This window comes from Conyzicola nivalis (assembly GCF_040548875.1).
Classification (GTDB): domain Bacteria; phylum Actinomycetota; class Actinomycetes; order Actinomycetales; family Microbacteriaceae; genus Conyzicola; species Conyzicola nivalis_A.
Genome location: NZ_JBEPSJ010000001.1, coordinates 1613269 through 1631679, shown reverse-complemented (window position 1 = coordinate 1631679; position 18411 = coordinate 1613269). Strand labels below are relative to the sequence as shown.

Below are 18411 nucleotides of genomic sequence, written 5' to 3'. Positions count from 1 at the left end.
CCCCAGTCTCCGGGGTGGGACGACCGCAGCACAACGCTCTGGGCGCGGCACGACGGTCGCAAACCCGGGCATCCGGTACCGTTGAGCCAGACTTTAGGCCGGGAAGGGGAGGTGGAGCGTGTATCTGAAGAGCCTGACACTCAAGGGTTTCAAGTCCTTCGCACAGCCGACCACCTTCGCCTTCGAGCGCGGCGTCACGTGCGTCGTCGGACCGAACGGCTCGGGCAAGAGCAACGTCGTCGACGCGCTCGCCTGGGTGATGGGGGAGCAGGGCGCGAAGACGCTCCGCGGCGGCAAGATGGAAGACGTCATCTTCGCCGGAACGAGCACCAAGGGTCCGCTCGGGCGCGCCGAGGTCACCCTCACCATCGACAACTCCGACGGCGCCCTGCCGATCGAGTACGCCGAGGTCAGCATCAGCCGCACCCTGTTCCGCAACGGCGGCAGCGAGTACGCCATCAACGGGTCATCCGTTCGCCTGCTCGACGTGCAGGAGCTGCTCAGCGACTCCGGGCTCGGCCGCGAGATGCACGTGATCGTCGGGCAGGGCCAGCTCGACGCGGTGCTGCGCGCCAGCCCTGAAGAGCGCCGCGGCTTCATCGAGGAGGCCGCCGGGATCCTCAAGCACCGCAGGCGCAAGGAGAAGACCCTGCGCAAGCTCGACGCGATGCAGGCCAACCTCACCCGCCTCAGCGACCTCGCCGGGGAGATCCGCCGCCAGCTCAAGCCCCTGGGCCACCAGGCCGAGATCGCCAAGGAGGCCCAGTCGATCGCGAGCATCGTGCGCGACGCCCGCGCCCGACTGCTCGCCGACGAGGTCGTCGAGCTGCGTGCGGCGATCACCCTGTCGAGCCGCAGCGAGAGCGAGCGCAAGACCGAGCGCATCGTGCTGCAGGAGCAGCTCGACCAGGCGAAGCTGCGCGAGCACCGCCTGGAGCAGGCGCAGGTCGGCGACGCCGTCGACGTGGCGCGCCGTGTGGCCTTCGGCCTCGAGTCGGTGCAGGAGCGGCTACGCAACCTCTACTCGCTCGCGAACCAGCGGCTCGCCCTTCTCGGCCAGCAGTCCGAGGTGGCGGAGTCGACGTCGAGCGTGTCGCCCTCGATGGTCGCCGACGCCCGCGACGAGGCCGAGCGCCTCACCGAGACCATCGCCGACGCCGAGACGGCGTGGCGCGAGGCGCAGGCCGCGACGGTCGAGGCCCGTGCCACCCTCGACGCCCTCGACGAGGAAATCGCCCACCAGAGCTCGCTCGTCTCCCGCCACGACCTCGAGATCTCGAAGCTCACCGGACAGGCGGCCACCGCCGCCTCCCGGCTGGCCGCCGTGCGCGGCGAGGTGCTGCGCCAGCAGAACGCGCTCGACGCCGCCCACGAGCGCGGGGCCGCCGCCGCCGCGAACCTGGTCGAGCTCGAGAGCATGGCGACGCTGAGCGACGACAGCGAGACCGATCTCGACGCCGTCTACCAGTCGGCCCAGGCCGAGGTCACCGCGGCAGAGGCCGACATCGACCGGCTGCGCGAAGAGCTGCACGACCGCGAACGCGAACGCGACGCCCTCTCGGCCCGCGTCGGAGCGCTCTCCCTCGCCCTCGACCAGAAAGACGGGTCGAGCGCTCTCGTCTCCGCTGCGCTGTCGGGGATCCGTGGACTCGTCGCCGAGCACGTCCAGGTGCAGCCCGGCTTCGAGGCCGCCATCGCCGCCGCGCTCGGCTCTCTCGCCGACGCGGTGCTCGCCGACGACCGCTCGGCGGGCGCCGACGCGCTCGCCCACGCCGCGGCCCACGAGCTCGGCCGGGTCGAGCTGCTGCTCGCCGACGCCGGCACCGTCGCCGGTGCATCCGTTTCGCTGCCCGCCGGAGCGGTCACCGCCCAGAGCGTCGTCACGGCGCCGCAGGGTGTGCTCGGGCTGCTCGCCGACGTCATCGTCGCCGACGACCTCGACGTCGCACGGTCGGTCTGGGACTCGCTCGAGGCATCCGACACCCTCACGGTCATCACGAAGTCTGGCGACGTGCTCAGCCGCTTCGTCCTCAAGGGCGGGTCGGGCGCGAAGCGCTCCCGCCTCGAACTCGTCGCCGACCGCGACGCCGCCGAGTACCGGCTCACCGAGGTGCTGTCGCTCATCGAGCGCGCGCAGTTCGCCCTCGCCGAGCAGCGCGGAACGGTGAAGGTCGCCAAGGAGCAGTCGGTGCGCGCGCTCGCGAGCCTGCGCGAGTTCGACTCGCAGCTCGCCGCGCAGACCGAGCAGCTGAACCGCGCCCGTGTGCAGGTCGAGGCCGCCGAGGCCGAGGCGCAGCGCCTCGAACGCGGGCTCGCTCTGGCCGCAGACACGGTGACGGATGCCGTGGGCGCCGTCGAACGGGCACAGTCAGAACTCGAGACGGCCCAGTCGCGTCCGCGTCCGATCCTCGACGTCGCGGCGCGGGAGGGCATCGACGCCGAACTCGACGCCGCACGCGAACGCGAGATCGAGGCGCGCCTCCAGGTCGAGACGGCCCGCGAACGCGTGCGCGCGCAGGAGCTGCGCGCCACCCAGCTCGCGGCGCAGCTCGAGGCCGAACGCGCCGCCGCCGAGGAGGCCGCCCGCCGCGCCGTGATCCGCCAGCGCCAGGTGAAGGCCGCCCAGGGCGTCATCGCCGCCCTGCCGGCAGTGCTCGACTCGGTCGACCGCTCGGTGTCTGCCGCGCGCCTGGAGCTGGCCACCGCAGAGGCGGCACGCAGCGCCCAGAACGAAGAGCTCGCGGCGCTGCGCAAGCAGGAGCGCGACCTGCGCGAAAGGCTCACCAGCGTGAGCGACGACGTGCACGGACTCGAGATGCAGATCTACGAGAAGAAGCTGCACCTGTCGTCGCTGCTCGAACGTGCCGGCGGCGAGCTCGGCCTCGTCGAAGACGTGCTGGTCGCCGAATACGGCCCCGAGCAGCTCGTGCCCGACGACGCGACGACCGGCGACGAGCAGGGCGACGGCATCCCGTTCGTGCGCGAGCAGCAGCAGGCCCGCCTCGCCCGCGCAGAGCGCAAGCTCGCCCAGCTCGGCAGGGTCAACCCGCTGGCCCTCGAGGAGTTCGCCGCGCTCGAGCAGCGCCACAAGTTCCTCACCGAGCAGCTCACCGACCTCACCAACACCCGCGCCGACCTCATCACGATCATCGAGGAGATCGACGAGAAGATGCAGGACATCTTCGCGTCGGCGTTCGAAGACACCCGTGCCGCGTTCGACGCGGTGTTCCCGGTGCTGTTCCCGGGCGGTACCGGCAGCATCCAACTCACCGACCCCGAGAACCTGCTCACCACGGGTATCGAGGTGTCTGTGCGGCCGGCGGGCAAGAAGATCGAACGGCTCTCGCTGCTGAGCGGCGGAGAGCGGTCGCTCGCCGCCGTCGCCCTGCTCATCGCCATCTTCAAGGCGCGCCCCAGCCCGTTCTACATCATGGACGAGGTCGAGGCGGCGCTCGACGACGCCAACCTCGGACGCCTGCTCACGATCTTCCAGGACCTGCGCGAGACCTCGCAGCTGATCGTGATCACCCACCAGAAGCGCACCATGGAGATCGCGGACGCGCTGTATGGCGTCTCGATGCGCGCAGACGGCATCAGCGCGGTGATCGGCCAGCGCGTCGTGCGCGACGAGCCGGACGACGCCGGCGCGGGCGCCGACTCTGCCGACGCGGCGGGCGCGGCCGACGCGGATGTCGAGCTCGCGAGCTGACGCCCGCGTAGCCCGCCCAAGGCGCATCCGCGTGCCTCCTCCACGAAAACGAAGGAAATCCCGCCCGTTCTCGGCTCATAACCGCGTTTCGGGCCCCGTCGGGGCGCGGTCTCCTTCGTTTTCGGACTGATCGCGAGTGCCGGGCGGGTGTGGGCGTGGCCGCTGGGCGGGTGCCGTGCCGTGGTGGTGCTGGGGCTGGTGTTGGTGCGGTGTTGGTGCGGTGCGGTGCGGATGCGGCCGGGGCTTCGCCGCGGAGCCGAACACCCGGGGCGAGTTTCACGAACGGGGCCCTCTCGGGGGCGTGGTGCCCCTGTGTGACAACTCGCGCCGCTGACCGCCCGCACAGCTTGGCCCGACCGCACACTCGGCCCGCTCGGCCCGCTCGGCCCGCTCGGCCCGCTCGGCCCGCTCGCGCCGCTCGCGCCGCTCGCGCCGCTCGGCCCGCTCGGCCCGCTCGCGCCGCTCGGTCCGGCGAGGGCGCAGAGCGCCGCGAACTGTCTTCGCCATACGGGGCACCGCGACGCGAGCTTCGCCCCAAACGCCGCGGATCGCCGATGCAACACCCCGCGGCCGAGCACCCCGCGCCTACGCGAGAGTGCAGTTATGCCCCCTCCGGCGGCGCCGCAGGGCGCACAACTGCACTCTCGGCGCTCGGAGCAGAGCGCCCGGACCTAGTTGACGAACTCGGTCAGCGGCTCGTCGTTGACGCTGAGCACGCGCCACGCCTCGCCGGCGCGCTCGAAGGTGGCGACGGAGCCGTTGCGGATCTGGTCGAACGGGCGCCCCGCCAGATCGGCGAGCGTGTAGCGGATGATGGTGCCGTGGCACACGATGAGCGTGTTGCGGTCGCCGTACTCGGCGTCGATGCGCTCGAGAGCGGCGCGCCCGCGAGCCACGACGGAGTCGAGCGACTCGAGTCCCGGGTACTGGTGGTCGGGCCACTTCAGGGCGATGTCCTCGGCCGTGGCGCCTTCGCCCTCGCCGTAGCTGCGCTCGATGAGCTCGTCGTACGCCGGTCCGAGCTCGATGTCGAGCCCGGCGGCGATGATCGCGGCAGTCTCTCGCGCCCGGCTCAACGGCGAGCTCACGATGACCTCCCAGTCGACGCCCTCGAGCGTCGAGACGGCGTCGCGCGCCTGGGCGCGGCCGGTGTCGTTGAGCGGGATGTCGGTCGACCCCTGCAGTCGCTTCTCGAAGTTCCAGTCGGTCTGTCCGTGACGGATGAATGCGAGGGTCATGCGTCAATTCTGCCGCACCTGCGGCCGAGTCTCAGCCGGGCGCTACGCCAGCACGAGCGAGAGCAGCGCGGCGGCGACGACGATCATGAGCGCGGCGACGAGGCTGGCCGCCACGGCGTGCGCCTCCCAGAAGGACACGGCCGCGGGGTAGCGAAGCCGCAGCTGGCCCGCGGAGATGTCACCGGCGATCGACACGGGCTCCCGCGGAATCGACGCTCCGATCGCGCCGAGATCGTCGATCGACCACAGCCCGCCACGCAGCCGCAACTGTGTGCGCCCCGCGGAGTCGAGCATGAACAACGCGGGTGCGACGGTCTGCGTCCCGTCGCGCAGCCGCTCCACGAGCACGACCGCCTCGACCGCCGCGGTCGTCAGCTCTCGGGGGCGGCCGAGCAGGTCGAACCGCACGACCCGGCCCGGTTCGTAGTCGACCCGGGTGTTGCGGAAGTACAGCCAGATGCCGAGCAGCACGCAGCCGAAGACCAGCGCGATCACGACGATGCCCGCCGTGAGCGCGCCGCCCTCCATGCGCCCGAGCGCGATGACGACGAACAGGGCAGCGAGCCCGCATCCGACGAGAACCGACTTGCGGTAGTTCGCGGTCGAGGGCGTGGCTGTCTGCATGGCGATCAGACTACGTGAGCGCGAGCCCTCAGCTCAGCCTCTTCTCCCCGGGCGCGAGCACGCGCAGCCAGCGGTAGCCGTAGGCGTCGAGGGTGAGGTCGACGGCTCCCTTGGCCGACGGCGTCGTGATGCTGCCGTCGAGCAGCAGGTCGACGAGCCGGTCGTCCTCGCCCAGGTCGGCGAACCGCAGCGTCACCGTCGTGGACTCCGCCGAGAGGTTGTGCACGGCGATCATGCTGCCCTCGCCGCCCGTGACCCGGTGGGCGAGCACTGCCGGGTTCGCCTGCTCGAGGATCTCGAGCTCGCCCCACCCGATCTCGGCCGAGGCGCGGTAGCGCTCGATGAGGATCCGCATGAACCGCAGCATCGAGTCGGGGTCGTGGCGCTGCACCGAGGCGTTCACGTGCTCGGGCGAGTACCCGCCGACCGCGACGGGCGACGCCAGTCGCGAAGGCGCCGCGTTCGAGAACCCGCCGTTCTTCTCGGCCGTCCACTGCATCGGGGTGCGCACCGACTTGCGTCCGCCGGCCTCGAGGTTCTCGCCCATTCCGAGCTCCTCGCCGTAGAACAGCACGGGTGTGCCGGGCATCGAGAAGAGCAGGCTGTAGACCATACGGATGCGCCTGGGGTCACCCCCGAGCATCGGTGGCAGGCGGCGGATGATGCCGCGGTCGTAGATCCGGGTCTCCTCGTCGGGGGCGAACGCCGCGAAGACCTCCTCGCGCTCGGTCTCGCTCAGCTTGTCGAGCGTGAGCTCGTCGTGGTTGCGCACGAAGTTCGCCCACTGCGAGGCGGTCGCGATCGGCGGTCGGTCGGCGAGGGCCGCGGTCAGCGGCCCGGCGTCGCCGCGGGCGAGCGAGAGGTACATGTTCGCCATCACCACGAAGTCGAACTGCATCGTGAGGGCGTCGGCGTCGTCGCCGCCGAAGTAGACCAGCTGATCCTTGTGCGGCAGGTTCGCCTCGCCGAGCAGGATCGCCTCGCCGGAGCGTCGCCCGAGAAACTCGCGCAACGACCGCAGGTAGCCCATCGGGTCTGGCAGATCGCCCTTGCCGGGCATCACGCCGCTGGGGTCGAGCAGGAACGGCACGGCGTCGACGCGGAAACCGGAGACACCGAGCTGCAGCCAGAACCCGATGATCTTCTCGACCTCCTCGCGCACCTTCGGGTTCGCGACGTTGAGGTCGGGCTGGTGGCTGTAGAAGCTGTGCAGGTAGTACTGCTCGGTTCGCTCGTCGAAGTTCCATACGCCCGACTCCTCGCCGGGGAAGACCGTCTCCGCGGCATCCTTCGGCGGCTCGTCCCGCCACACGTAGTAGTCGCGGTAGGGGGAGTTCCTGCTCGAGCGGGCCGCCTGGAACCATGGGTGCTTGTCGGAGGTGTGGTTGACCACGAGGTCGATGATGACGCGCATGCCGCGGTCGCGGGCTGTGCGGATGACCTCGACGAAGTCGCCGTGGTTGCCGAGCCGCTTGTCGACGCCGTAGAAGTCGGTGATGTCGTAGCCGTCGTCCTGGTCGGGAGAGGGGTAGAACGGCATCAGCCAGAGGCACGTGACGCCGAGCTCGGCGAGATAGTCCATGCGGTGGGCGAGGCCCTCGAAGTCGCCGACCCCGTCGTCGTTCCAGTCCATGAACGTCTCGACGTCGAGGCAGTAGACGACGGCGGTCTTCCACCACAGGTCGCTGGTGTCGGTGATTCTCATGAGGTCGCTCCTGTCAGCTGGGGGAGCACGTGCTCGCCGAAGTCGTCGATGAAGAGGTCCTGGTCGACCCCGACGTTGTGCAGGTATATGTCGTCGAACCCGAGTTCCGCGAGCTCTGCGAGCCACGCCGCCTGCCGCCCCGTGTCGGAGGAGATGAGTACCGAGTCGTGCATGGCCGCGGGCGGCACGTGCTTCGCGGCCTCGTCGAAGGCCTCCGGGGTGTCGAGGTCCCAGCACACGGGAGGCGCGAACACGTTGGTGCGCCACTGGTCGTGGGCGACCGCGAGCGCCTCCTCGTCGGTTCTGGCGTAGCTCAGGTGAACCTGCAGCACGAGCTTTCCCGCACCGCCCGCGCTGCGGTAGGCGTCGATCATCTGGGTCAGCTTCGCGTGGGGCTGGGCGATCGTGGCGAGCCCGTCGGCCCATTCCGCGACCCAGCCGGCGGTCTCCACGCTCACCGCGGCGCCGATCAGGGCCGGCTTCACCTCGGGCAGGGTCCAGAGCTTCGCGCGGTCGACGGTCACGAGGCCGTCGTGACTGACCTCCTCGCCGTCGAGCAGGGCGCGGATGATCTCGACGCACTCGCGCAACCGCTGGTTGCGCAGCGACTTGCGGGGCCAGCCGTCGCCCGTGATGTGCTCGTTGGCGGCCTCGCCCGAGCCGAGGGCGGTCCAGAACCGGCCGGGGTACATGGAGGCGAGCGTGCCGATCGCCTGGGCGATGATCGCCGGGTGGTAGCGCTGGCCGGGCGCGTTCACGACGCCGAACGACAGCCCGGTCGACTGCAGGGCGGCACCCAGCCACGCCCACGCGAACGCCGAGTGGCCCTGCCTCTCGCTCCACGGCGCGAAGTGGTCGGAGCACATCGCGGCACCGAACCCCGCTTGTTCGGCCCGTTGCGCTGCGGCGAGCAGCGCGCTCGGATGGACTTGTTCGTGCGAGGCGTGAAAACCAATGGTCACGTGGAGCCTTCCCGTCGGCTCTCCACGCTAGCGAGAGCCGGGCACCGAGACAAAGGCGTGTCCGCTCTGGTGCGCCACGGCGGGAGCCGGTACGGTGCGGCGGATGCTACGAGCCGGACACCATCACGGCGACGACCACGGCCGCCACCACTGCGACGATCGCGATGCCCGCGAGCACGCCCACCACCAAGGGGTTCGTCTCGAAGAAGCCCACCGACCGGGGGTGGGCGGCGCTCATGGTCCCCGCGTCCATCGTCTCGTGCTCGATCTCGGGCACGCCCGCCATCGCCGCGCGCACGGCCGGGATCGCGTCTGCACCCCACAGTCCGTCTCGCACGCGCAGGAGGGTGGCGCCCGACGAGTCGAGCAGGAAGACCTGGGAGTCGCTTCTCCTGCTTCGCGTCGTCAGATTGACGAGCACGGCGAACTGGTTGACGAGCACCGCCGACGAGACGGAGCCGACGGCGACCCGCGTGGTGAACCCGAGCATGTTGGTGTGCGAGACCAGACCCGGCTCGATCGTGATCCTGGTGTTGCGGAGGAAGAGAGCGACGCAGACGGCGGCCACGACGAGGAGCACGACGGTCACCGCGAGGATGACGGGCAGCTGCCCGGGATACCTGAGAAACCCGACGACCACGACCGCCAGCGCGATCACGCCCGCCGCTATGGCGAACTGCGAATACCGGGGCGTCTTCGGCCGGAAAGTGTGTGCGGTCAATGTGTTCTCCGAGCGATAGTCACGTCGGGCAAGAATAGCCCCGCCTCGGCCTTGGGTAGGATCGGCACATGGCTGAACGCTCGAATCCCTGGTCGCTCGGCAACGCCCTGCGCGGCATGTTCTCCCGACCCACGATCGACGAGTCGACGTGGGAAGACCTCGAAGACGCCCTTCTCACGGCCGACTTCGGGCCCGACATCACCGAGTCGATCATCGACGAGCTGCGCGCGAGCGTCACCCGGTTCAAGACGACCGACCCCGCGGATCTCCGACGTATGCTGCGCGAGACCCTCGAGGAGCGCCTCGCCAAGCACGACTCCACCCTGAAGCTCACCGCGCGGCCAGCGGTCGTGCTGGTCGTCGGCGTCAACGGCGTCGGCAAGACCACGACGATCGGCAAGTTCGCCAAGTTCCTCACCGTCCTCGGCCGCAGCGTCGTCGTCGGCGCAGCGGACACCTTCCGCGCGGCCGCCGTCGAACAGCTCGCCACTTGGGCCGAGCGCGGTGGAGCCGCGATCGTCCGCCCCCAGCAGGAACGCCAGGATCCGGCATCCGTCGCCTTCCAGACCGTCGAACGGGCACAGCGCGAGGGCTTCGAGATCGCGATCATCGACACCGCCGGCCGCCTGCAGACGAAGAGCGGCCTGATGGACGAGCTCGGCAAGATCCGCCGCGTGATCGAGAAGCAGACCGACATCGCCGAGGTGCTGCTCGTGCTCGACGCCACCACCGGTCAGAACGGCGTCGCGCAGGCCGAGGCCTTCATCGAGAGCGCCGGGGTCACCGGCCTGGTCATCACCAAGCTCGACGGCTCCGCCAAGGGCGGGTTCGTGCTCGCCGTGCAGGAGCGCACCGGCATCCCGATCAAGCTGATCGGTCAGGGCGAGGGCATTAACGACCTCACCGGCTTCACCCCGCACGTCTTCGTACAGCACCTCGTCGGCTGAGCCGGTCGAGCGCTGCCTAGCCGCCGGTCGCGGCGCGGTGCGCCTGGCTCAGCTCGGCGTAGTGCCGCGCGTTGTCGACGAGGCCCGCGCGTTCCTCTTCGGACAGCTGGCGGATGACCCGTGCCGGAACCCCGGCGACGAGCGAGCCGGCCGGGATCGACGTGTACTCGAGCACGACCGCGCCGGCGGCGACGAGCGAGCCCGCGCCGATCACCGCGCCGTTGAGCACCGTGGCGCCCATGCCGATGAGGCAGTCGTTCTCGATCGTGCAGCCGTGCAAGATCGCGCCGTGACCGACGCTCACCCGTGAGCCGACGCTGAGCACGAGTCCCTTGTCGGTGTGCATCGTCACGTTGTCCTGGACGTTGCTGCCGGGGCCGATCACGATCGTGTCGACGTCGGCGCGGAGGACCGCGCCGTAGAAGACACTCGCGTGAACGTCGACAGTGACGTCTCCGACGAGTGTCGCGTTGGGGGCGACCCACGCGGTGGGGTCGATCTTCGGCGCGTTGTTGCCGAAGGGGATGATGAGCGCCATTTCACTAGGATAAGTCACGTCGCCCGAAAGGGGGGATTTTGCGGGGAGTGCGCGCAGCCCCGTTCACGCGGTTAAACTAGGGGCATCATGGCCACCTTTGGAAACCTCTCCGACCGCCTAGCGGAAACGTTCAAGAACCTTCGCGGCAAGGGCAAGCTGAGCCCCGCGGATGTCGACGGTACCGTTCGCGAGATCCGTCGCGCGCTGCTCGACGCCGACGTCGCCCTCGACGTCGTCAAGGAATTCACCGGGAAGGTGCGCGAGCGCGCACTCGGCGACGAGGTCTCGAAGGCTCTCAACCCGTCGCAGCAGGTCGTGCAGATCGTCAACGACGAGCTCGTGGCGATCCTCGGCGGCGAGGCCCGTCGCATCCAGTTCGCGAAGACCGGCCCGACCATCATCATGCTGGCCGGCCTCCAGGGTGCCGGAAAGACCACACTCGCGGGCAAGCTCGCGAAGTGGCTCGCCGGGCAGAACCACACGCCGCTGCTCGTCGCCGCCGACCTCCAACGCCCCAACGCCGTCACCCAGCTCAAGGTCGTCGCCGAGCAGGCCGGTGTCGCGATCTTCGCGCCCGAGGCCGGCAACACGAGCGGCGAAGACCCCACCCCGAGCCGCGGTCTCTTCGGCGGCAGCAAGGGCGGCGACCCGGTAAAGGTCGCCAAGGACGCGCTCAAGTTCGCCAAGGACAAGCAGTACGACGTGGTCATCGTCGACACCGCCGGTCGCCTCGGCGTCGACGCCGAGCTGATGAAGCAGGCCGCAGACATCCGCAAGGCCATCGACCCCGACGAGGTGTTCTTCGTCATCGACGCCATGATCGGACAGGACGCCGTCGCCACGGCGAAGGCGTTCCAGGCCGGCGTCGACTTCACGGCCGTCGTGCTGACCAAGCTGGACGGCGACGCGCGCGGTGGTGCGGCCCTGTCCGTGGCATCCGTCACCGGCCGTCCCATCATCTTCGCCTCGACAGGCGAGTCGCTCGACGACTTCGAGCCGTTCTACCCCGACCGCATGGCGAGCCGCATCCTCGACCTCGGTGACATCCTCACCCTGATCGAGCAGGCGCAGAAGAATTTCGACGAAGAAGAGTCGATGAAGATCGCGGAGAAGTTCGCGACCGACTCGTTCACGCTCGAGGACTTCCTCGCCCAGATGCAGCAGCTCAAGAAGATGGGCTCGATGAAGGCGATGCTGGGCATGCTGCCCGGGGCCAAGGGCATGCGCGAGCAGCTCGACAACTTCGACGAGTCGGAGATCACCCGCACCGAGGCGATCATCCAGTCGATGACTCTGCAGGAGCGCCGCGTGCCCAAGCTGCTCAACGGTTCGCGCCGCGTGCGCATCGCCCGTGGTTCGGGAACGACGGTCACCGAGGTCAACGCCCTCGTGAACCGTTTCGACCAGGCCGCGAAGATGATGAAGACCGTCGCCAAGGGCGGCGTGCCGAACATCCCCGGCATGGGCCCGATCCCCGGACAGAAGTTCGGCGGCAACAAGCAGCAGCCGAAGAAGAAGGGCTCGAAGTCGGGCAACCCGGCCAAGCGTGCGGCGGAGAACGCGGCCCTCGCGGCCGGGCCGGCTCCCGCTGCGGCGAAGGGTTCCGGATTCGGCCTCGGCGGCTCGAAGCCCGGCGCCGGAGGCCCGAGCGAGGAAGAGCTCGCGTCGCTGCAGAAGTTTCTCGGGCGCTAGGCGTCGCTGATACGCTCGCGAGCCGCTTGCGGCGTGTCGGGGCCGTGCCCGCCTAGGCTTGCCCGATGACTTCAGCTGCCAGACGACCCGTCCGAATCGGTGTACAGATCGCGCCCCAGCACGCGGGCTACTCGACCATCCGCGGGGTGGCCGCGGAGCTCGAGGGGCTCGGCGTCGACATCCTCTTCAACTGGGACCACTTCTTCCCGCTCAGCGGTGATCCCGACGGCCTGCACTTCGAGTCGTGGACGATGCTCGCCGCCCTCGCGGAGCAGACCGACCGCGTCGAGATCGGCGCTCTCGTCAACTGCAACAGCTACCGCAACGCCAACCTGCAGGCCGACATGGCCCGCACGATCGACCACATCAGCGCGAAGGACACCGGCGTCGGACGGTTCATCTTCGGCACCGGCTCCGGCTGGTTCGAGCGTGACTACGACGAGTACGGCTACGAGTTCGGCACGGTCGGGCGGCGGCTCGACTCGCTCGCCGAGAACCTGCCCGTGATCGAGAAGCGCTGGGGCGAGCTGAACCCCGCCCCCACCCGCAAGATCCCCGTGCTCATCGGCGGCGGCGGCGAGAAGAAGACGCTGCGCATCGTCGCGCGGCACGCCGACATCTGGCACAGCTTTTCCGACGCGTCGACGCTCGAGCGCAAGCTCGGCATCCTCGCCGAGCACGGTGCGGCCGTGGGCCGCGACACGAGCGAGATCGAGATCTCGACCGAGATCGCCAAGCGGTCGGTGGCCGAGGTCGAGGAGCAGTTCGACCTGGGCGCCACGATGTTCACCGTGGGTATCACCGGGCCGCACTACGACCTGGCGCGGGTGCACGACTGGCTGGCCTGGCGCGACGCGAAGAACGCGTAGCGCTACAGCCCGGGCTGACGGCGCCTGCGCGCGCTGCAGCCGGACGCCCGAACTGTAGCCCGCGCCGGAGGGCAGCGCGGTGACGCCTAGGCCACGCCCTCGCGCAGCTCGGTCACGAGCGACGCGACGACCGCTTTCAGGCTGCCGCCGGTGTCGCCGGCCACGGCGAGCTGGCGCTGGTAGCTGGCGCCGCCGTCGAGGATGCGCTCTACGCCCCACAGCTCCTCGAGGCAGCCGAGCGCGTCGGCGATCGGAGTGAGGCGCTCGAGGATCGTCCGCAGGTCGTCGGTGACCAGCGTCTCGTTGCCCTCGGCGTCGAGGATGATGATCGCGTCCATGCCGTAGCGGGCGGCTCGCCACTTGTTCTCACGCACGTACCAGGGCTGCAACGTGGGCAGCTCCTCTCCGCGGTCGAGCTTCTGCGAGAGCTCCTCGACGAGGCACTGGGCGAGCGCCGCCACCGACGCGACCTCGGCCGTCGTCGACAGCCCGTCGCAGAACCGGATCTCGACGGTTCCCCACTTGGGCGACGGGCGCAGGTCCCAGCGCAGCTCGGAGTGGTCGTCGATCACCCCGACGTGCGTGAGGTCGGCGACGAGGCCCTCGTACTCGCTCCACGCGCCGAGCTGGGGCGGCAGGCCGGCCGTGGGCAGCTGCTGGAACAGCATCGTGCGGCTCGAGGCGTAGCCGGTCGCCTCTCCGGCCCAGAACGGGCTCGATGCCGAGATGGCCTGGAAGTGCGGGTAGTACGGCAGCAGGCCGTTGATGATGGGGAGGGCCTTGCGGCGGTCTTCGATGCCGACGTGCATGTGCACGCCCCAGATCATCATCTGCCTGCCCCACCACTGCGTGCGGTCGATCAGGGTCGCGTAGCGCTCCTTGCCGGGGGTGACCTCCTGCTGGAACCACTGGCTGAACGGGTGAGTGCCCGCGCACATGAGGTCGACGCCGAGCGGGTCGGTGACCTCCCGCACGCGCTCGACCATGCGCCTCAGGTCGTCGACGGCGCTACCTACCCGCGCGTGCGGAGCGCTCACGAGCTCGACGGTGTTGGTGAGCAGTTCGCCGGTCACCTGCGGCTGCCTGTCCTGGTCGTCGCCGAGCCGGGCGAGCACCTCGGGCCCGGCGGGGGTGAGCTCGCCGCTGGCGTGGTCGATGCACGCGAGTTCCCACTCGATGCCCACGGTCGAGCGCTTCGAGGCGGCGAATTCGATTCCCATCATGCGATTGTGGCAAGAATTCGGGTCGGCAGCGTGCAACCCCGCCAACAAAGCGTCACGAACTGCCATAAGCCCGGACGACGAGACGAATGTCGGATGCCGCGGCTAGCGTTTCCCCATGACCTCGACATCACCGCGGCCCGCCGTAGACCGCGCTCCCGGCCTCACCCCTGCGGTGACCGTGGCTATCGTCGTGACGGTGCTCGCGTGGGCGAGCGCGTTCATCGTGATCCGCGGCACGGCGCCCTACTTCAGCGGGGGAGCGCTCGCACTCGCACGGCTCGTCGTCGGCGCGGCGCTGCTGAGCCTGCTGCTCATCGGCCGCAAGTGGGTCGCCCCCACCCGCACAGAGTGGCTGCTCATCGCCGGCTTCGGCGTGGTCTGGTTCGGCGGCTACAACATCGCGCTCAACATCGCCGAGAAGACGCTCGACGCCGGCACGACGGCGATGATCGTGAACATCGGCCCCATTTTGATCGCCCTCGGCGCCGGCGTCTTCCTCCGCGAGGGCATCCCGAAGTGGCTCGCGATCGGCGCGGGCATCGCCTTCGTCGGCGTGGTGCTGATCGGCATCGGCACCAGCGGGGGAGGCGGCGTCGACGGTGCCGGCGTCGTGTGGGCGCTGGTGGCCGCGGTCACCTACGCGGCCGGCGTGCTCATGCAGAAGCCGGCCCTCAAGCGCCTCCCCGCCGCCCAGGTCACCTGGCTCGGCTGCGTCATCGGACTCGTGGCATGCCTGCCGTTCGCGGGCCAGCTGGTCGAGGCGCTGCAGACCGCGCCTGGTGCTGCGATCGCCGGCGCGATCTACCTCGGTGCCGTGCCCACGGCGCTCGCCTTCAGCACCTGGGCGTACGCCCTCTCCCGCATGCCGGCCGGCCAGCTCGGCGTCACCACCTACATCGTCCCCCCGCTCGCGGTCGTGCTCGGCCTCGTCGTCTTCGGCGAGATCCCGGCCCTGACCGCGATCATCGGCGGCGCGATCTGCCTCGTCGGGGTCGCAGTGAGCCGTCGGCGACCGGTCGTTCTCTCCCCGGGCCGGGCGTGAGCCGCCCGGCTGTTCCCGCATCCGCCATTTATCTGGCAGAATAGCGAGTTGAGTCCGCACAAGGCCCGACCCTCTAATCAGGTGTGTGCGGAATCCCTTAGAGCTTTTGTGCCGAGTGTGCCCCCACGCTCACGGCTAGCAGTTCGCCACCAAAACATTTATCTCAGGAGAATTGTGGCTGTAAAGATTCGTTTGAAGCGCATGGGCAAGATCCGTGCACCGTACTACCGCATCGTCGTCGCCGACTCGCGCACCAAGCGCGACGGCCGCTCGATCGAGGAGATCGGCAAGTACCACCCGACCGAGAACCCCTCGTTCATCGAGGTCGACTCCGCTCGCGCGCAGTACTGGCTCTCCGTCGGCGCCCAGGCCAGCCCGCAGGTTGAGGCTCTCCTCAAGCTGACCGGCGACTGGGGCATCTTCAAGGGCGACAAGAACGCCGTCTCGACCGTCAAGGTCAAGGAGGCGAAGGAAGCCTTCGTGTCCGACGAGAAGAAGAAGCCGGTTCTCAAGCCCAAGGCTGAGAAGCCCGTCGCCAAGACCGAGGAGGCTCCCGCCGAGGAGGCTTCCGAGGCCGCAGCCGACGAAGCAACCGAAGACAAGGCCTAACAACTATGCTCGCTCCCGCTCTTGAACACCTCGTTAAGGGGATCGTCGATCACCCCGAAGATGTGCAGGTAGCAGCAAAGAGTTCGCCACGCGGCGAGGTCCTCGAGGTGCGCGTGCACCCCGAGGACCTCGGTCGCGTGATCGGCCGCGCAGGCCGCACCGCCAAGGCGCTCCGCACCCTGATCACGGCGCTCGCCGACGGTCGCAAGGTGCGCGTCGACGTGGTCGACACCGACTTCTAATCCGGTGGCAGCAGCACAGGCAGGCAAATCGCAACTGCGGATCGGGCGCCTCACGAAGGCGCACGGTCTCAAGGGCGGCATCAAAGTAGAGATGTTCACGGATGACCCGGACGGTCGTTTCACCCCCGGTGCCGTGTTCACACTCCAGGTTCCCGATTCGTCGGCCTGGCACAACAAGACCATCGAGCTCATCGAGCTCAAGTGGTACAACAGCCACGCCGTCGCCTTCTTCAAGGACGTCCCCGACCGTTCGGTCGCCGAGACGCTGATCAAGGCGATCCTCTGGGTCGACCACGACCTCGCCGAGGTCCCCGAAGAGGAAGACGCCTGGTTCGACCACCAGCTGCTCGGACTCTCCGTGATGCGCGACGGCGTCAAGGTCGGCTCCGTCACCGCCATCGACCACTTCCCGGCACAGGACCTCCTCACCGTGAAGACCGAGACCGGCGACGTGCTCGTGCCGTTCGTCAAGGCCATCGTGAGCGCCGTCGACGTGAAGGCCGGCACGCTCACCGTCACGCCGCCCGTCGGCCTGTTCGAGGAACTGCCCGACGACGAGCAGCCCGGTGCCGAGAAGCTCGTCGAGTACATCGAGCCGTCGGACGACGACGCCCCGAGCGCCGCCGCCTCGGACAGCGACGAGAAGCCCGCGACGTAACGGTCGCATCACCGGCGCATCACAACGCGCCGCCCCCTGTGTGAGAAGACGGTTACGGAACCTTAACCGGCCCGCTCCCTCGCCCGAAACACGCCCTCAATAGCTTCGTCCTATCACCCTGTTCGGGTGTGAGGACGCGAGTGAGGGAACCATGACAGATCTGCGCACCACGCCGGAGCCCACGACCGCCGCAGCGCCCGCCCAGGCGGCCGTCGAAGCGGACATTGTCCTCACCCACCGGCCGGGGCGCTGGATCGACGGCTGGGACGCCGAGAACACCACGTTCTGGGAGTCGCAGGGGAAGAAGATCGCCTCCCGCAACCTGAAGTGGTCGATCTTCGCCGAGTTCCTCGGCTTCATCGTCTGGCAGCTGTGGAGCATCGTCGTGGTGTTCCTGCCCGCCGCAGGCTTCCAGCTCGACACCGGCCAGATCTTCTGGCTCATCTCCATGCCGAGCCTCGCCGGCGCCACCCTGCGCATCCCGTACACGTTCATGGTGCCGAAGTTCGGCGGCCGCAACTGGACGATGATCTCCGCCGCCCTGCTGCTCATCCCGACGATCGCCCTCGCCGTCTGCGTCGGCAACCCCGAGACCCCGTTCGGCGTGCTGCTGTTCGTCGCCGCCCTCGCGGGATTCGGCGGCGGCAACTTCGCCAGCTCGATGTCGAACATCACCTACTTCTACCCGCAGCGTGAGAAGGGCTGGGCCCTCGGGCTCAACGCAGCAGGCGGCAACCTCGGCGTCTCCGTCGCGCAGTTCGTCGTGCCGATCGTCGTGGTGATGACCGCCGGCGCCACCCTGAACCTCCCGGCCGCCGGCTGGATCTGGATCCCGCTCATCCTCGTCGCCATCTTCGGCGCCTACCGCAACATGGACAACCTCTCCGCAGCCAAGGCCGACTTCGCCGGCTCGATCGCGGCGGTGCGCGAGCCGCACATGTGGCTGCTCGCCCTGCTCTACATCGGTACCTTCGGCTCGTTCATCGGCTTCGCCGGGGTGTTCCCCAAGCTCATCGCCGATCAGTTCCCCGACTTCTCCACCTTCCAGGTGGGCACCGCCTCGATCTCGCTCGCCTTCCTCGGCGCACTGGTCGGATCGCTGTCCCGGCCGTTCGGCGGCCGCCTCGCCGACCGGTTCGGGGGAGCCGCCGTCACGGTCTGCTCCTTCGCGGCCATGGCCGTGGGCACCGTCTTCGTCATCGCCACCCTGCCGCTGGGCAGCTTCTGGCTCTTCCTGCTCGCGTTCATGTTCCTGTTCGTGGCGTCCGGGATCGGCAACGGCTCCACCTACCGCATGATCCCCACCGTCTTCGCGGCCCGAGCCGGAACCGCCGACGCGCAGAAGACGGGCAGCTCGGTCACGGTGCAGCGCAAGACGGCCGCGGCGCTCGGGCTCATCTCCGCCGTCGGCGCGTACGGCGGGTTCCTGATCCCGCAGGCGCTCGGCATCTCGAAGGCCGCCAACGGCGACTACACTCTCGGGTTCGTGTGCTTCGTGGCGAGCTACATCGTGATGCTCACCCTCACCGCCGTCTTCTACCTGCGCAGGGGCGTGGGCGCCGGCGGGCAGCGCGTATGACGCCGGCCCCGGCCGCAGCCACGCACTGCCCGTACTGCGCGCTGCAGTGCGCG

16 protein-coding genes are annotated in these 18411 nt (G+C 69.3%); 9 read left to right on the top strand and 7 right to left on the bottom strand.

Translation table 11 applies throughout. The features are described from left to right. Positions 1-118 precede the first annotated feature (118 nt). Complete coding sequence (gene smc, locus ABIE21_RS08010) at positions 119-3709, top strand: chromosome segregation protein SMC (RefSeq protein ID WP_354024244.1); 3591 nt, start codon at positions 119-121, stop codon at positions 3707-3709. Positions 3710-4380: 671 nt separating this feature from the next. On the opposite strand, the gene ABIE21_RS08005 is transcribed toward smc, so the two are convergent. From ABIE21_RS08005 to ABIE21_RS07985, 5 genes are all read right to left on the bottom strand, one after another. Next, positions 4381-4947 carry a histidine phosphatase family protein gene (locus ABIE21_RS08005; RefSeq protein WP_354024243.1) on the bottom strand — a complete coding sequence of 189 codons (567 nt, stop codon included), beginning with the start codon at positions 4945-4947 and terminating at the stop codon, positions 4381-4383. 42 nt (positions 4948-4989) lie between these two features. Next, positions 4990-5571 carry a hypothetical protein gene (locus tag ABIE21_RS08000; protein ID WP_354024242.1) on the bottom strand — a complete coding sequence of 194 codons (582 nt, stop codon included), beginning with the start codon at positions 5569-5571 and terminating at the stop codon, positions 4990-4992. 28 nt (positions 5572-5599) lie between these two features. Continuing rightward, positions 5600-7276 carry an alpha-amylase family protein gene (locus ABIE21_RS07995; protein ID WP_354024241.1) on the bottom strand — a complete coding sequence of 559 codons (1677 nt, stop codon included), beginning with the start codon at positions 7274-7276 and terminating at the stop codon, positions 5600-5602. Further along, positions 7273-8238, bottom strand: a complete 966-nt coding sequence (locus ABIE21_RS07990; protein WP_354024240.1) for a TIGR03885 family FMN-dependent LLM class oxidoreductase — start codon at positions 8236-8238, stop codon at positions 7273-7275. Before ABIE21_RS07990 ends, ABIE21_RS07995 begins: the two co-directional genes overlap by 4 nt. 106 nt (positions 8239-8344) lie before the next feature. After that, entirely contained in the window at positions 8345-8959 is a 615-nt protein-coding gene (locus tag ABIE21_RS07985) for a hypothetical protein (RefSeq protein WP_354024239.1), read from the bottom strand. Between the two features lie 68 nt (positions 8960-9027). Between ABIE21_RS07985 and ftsY the strand changes: the two genes are divergently transcribed. Continuing rightward, the gene (gene ftsY / locus ABIE21_RS07980) at positions 9028-9906 is read left to right on the top strand and encodes a signal recognition particle-docking protein FtsY (RefSeq protein WP_354024238.1); all 879 of its coding nucleotides are present in this window, start codon (positions 9028-9030) and stop codon (positions 9904-9906) included. 16 nt (positions 9907-9922) lie between these two features. Here ftsY and ABIE21_RS07975 read toward each other — a convergent pair whose 3' ends face one another. Continuing rightward, entirely contained in the window at positions 9923-10444 is a 522-nt protein-coding gene (locus ABIE21_RS07975; RefSeq protein WP_354024237.1) for a gamma carbonic anhydrase family protein, read from the bottom strand. An 87-nt stretch (positions 10445-10531) separates the two neighbouring features. On the opposite strand from ABIE21_RS07975, the gene ffh reads away from it, so the two are divergent. Continuing rightward, positions 10532-12136: a signal recognition particle protein gene (gene ffh, locus ABIE21_RS07970; protein WP_354024236.1), complete on the top strand. Its 1605-nt coding sequence runs from the start codon at positions 10532-10534 to the stop codon at positions 12134-12136. A 65-nt stretch (positions 12137-12201) separates the two neighbouring features. Further along, positions 12202-13005, top strand: coding sequence for an LLM class F420-dependent oxidoreductase (locus ABIE21_RS07965; RefSeq protein WP_354024235.1), 804 nt, complete (start codon positions 12202-12204; stop codon positions 13003-13005). Positions 13006-13091: 86 nt separating this feature from the next. On the opposite strand, the gene ABIE21_RS07960 is transcribed toward ABIE21_RS07965, so the two are convergent. Next, positions 13092-14225 carry a glutamate--cysteine ligase gene (locus ABIE21_RS07960; RefSeq protein ID WP_354024234.1) on the bottom strand — a complete coding sequence of 378 codons (1134 nt, stop codon included), beginning with the start codon at positions 14223-14225 and terminating at the stop codon, positions 13092-13094. Between the two features lie 118 nt (positions 14226-14343). Between ABIE21_RS07960 and ABIE21_RS07955 the strand changes: the two genes are divergently transcribed. From ABIE21_RS07955 to ABIE21_RS07935, 5 genes are all read left to right on the top strand, one after another. Beyond that, positions 14344-15270 (top strand): DMT family transporter, encoded by a 927-nt coding sequence (locus tag ABIE21_RS07955; RefSeq protein WP_354024233.1) that lies wholly within the window; start codon positions 14344-14346, stop codon positions 15268-15270. Positions 15271-15444: 174 nt separating this feature from the next. Continuing rightward, complete coding sequence (gene rpsP / locus ABIE21_RS07950) at positions 15445-15879, top strand: 30S ribosomal protein S16 (RefSeq protein WP_354024232.1); 435 nt, start codon at positions 15445-15447, stop codon at positions 15877-15879. Positions 15880-15884: 5 nt separating this feature from the next. Continuing rightward, positions 15885-16121, top strand: coding sequence for an RNA-binding protein (locus ABIE21_RS07945; RefSeq protein WP_184237369.1), 237 nt, complete (start codon positions 15885-15887; stop codon positions 16119-16121). 4 nt (positions 16122-16125) lie between these two features. Continuing rightward, positions 16126-16779 carry a ribosome maturation factor RimM gene (rimM, locus tag ABIE21_RS07940; RefSeq protein ID WP_354024231.1) on the top strand — a complete coding sequence of 218 codons (654 nt, stop codon included), beginning with the start codon at positions 16126-16128 and terminating at the stop codon, positions 16777-16779. Positions 16780-16930: 151 nt separating this feature from the next. Then, the gene (locus ABIE21_RS07935; protein ID WP_354024230.1) at positions 16931-18358 is read left to right on the top strand and encodes an MFS transporter; all 1428 of its coding nucleotides are present in this window, start codon (positions 16931-16933) and stop codon (positions 18356-18358) included. Positions 18359-18411: the final 53 nt, after the last annotated feature.

Bases quoted from the DNA above. Each gene is read 5' to 3' on its own strand.
- ABIE21_RS07960 (WP_354024234.1), bottom strand. From the start codon at position 14,225: ATGGGAATCGAATTCGCCGCCTCGAAGCGCTCGACCGTGGGCATCGAG.
- ftsY (WP_354024238.1), top strand. From the start codon at position 9,028: ATGGCTGAACGCTCGAATCCCTGGTCGCTCGGCAACGCCCTGCGCGGC.
- ABIE21_RS07965 (WP_354024235.1), top strand. From the start codon at position 12,202: ATGACTTCAGCTGCCAGACGACCCGTCCGAATCGGTGTACAGATCGCG.
- ABIE21_RS07955 (WP_354024233.1), top strand. From the start codon at position 14,344: ATGACCTCGACATCACCGCGGCCCGCCGTAGACCGCGCTCCCGGCCTC.
- ABIE21_RS07995 (WP_354024241.1), bottom strand. From the start codon at position 7,276: ATGAGAATCACCGACACCAGCGACCTGTGGTGGAAGACCGCCGTCGTC.
- ffh (WP_354024236.1), top strand. From the start codon at position 10,532: ATGGCCACCTTTGGAAACCTCTCCGACCGCCTAGCGGAAACGTTCAAG.
- ABIE21_RS07945 (WP_184237369.1), top strand. From the start codon at position 15,885: ATGCTCGCTCCCGCTCTTGAACACCTCGTTAAGGGGATCGTCGATCAC.
- ABIE21_RS07935 (WP_354024230.1), top strand. From the start codon at position 16,931: ATGACAGATCTGCGCACCACGCCGGAGCCCACGACCGCCGCAGCGCCC.
- ABIE21_RS08000 (WP_354024242.1), bottom strand. From the start codon at position 5,571: ATGCAGACAGCCACGCCCTCGACCGCGAACTACCGCAAGTCGGTTCTC.
- ABIE21_RS07975 (WP_354024237.1), bottom strand. From the start codon at position 10,444: ATGGCGCTCATCATCCCCTTCGGCAACAACGCGCCGAAGATCGACCCC.
- ABIE21_RS08005 (WP_354024243.1), bottom strand. From the start codon at position 4,947: ATGACCCTCGCATTCATCCGTCACGGACAGACCGACTGGAACTTCGAG.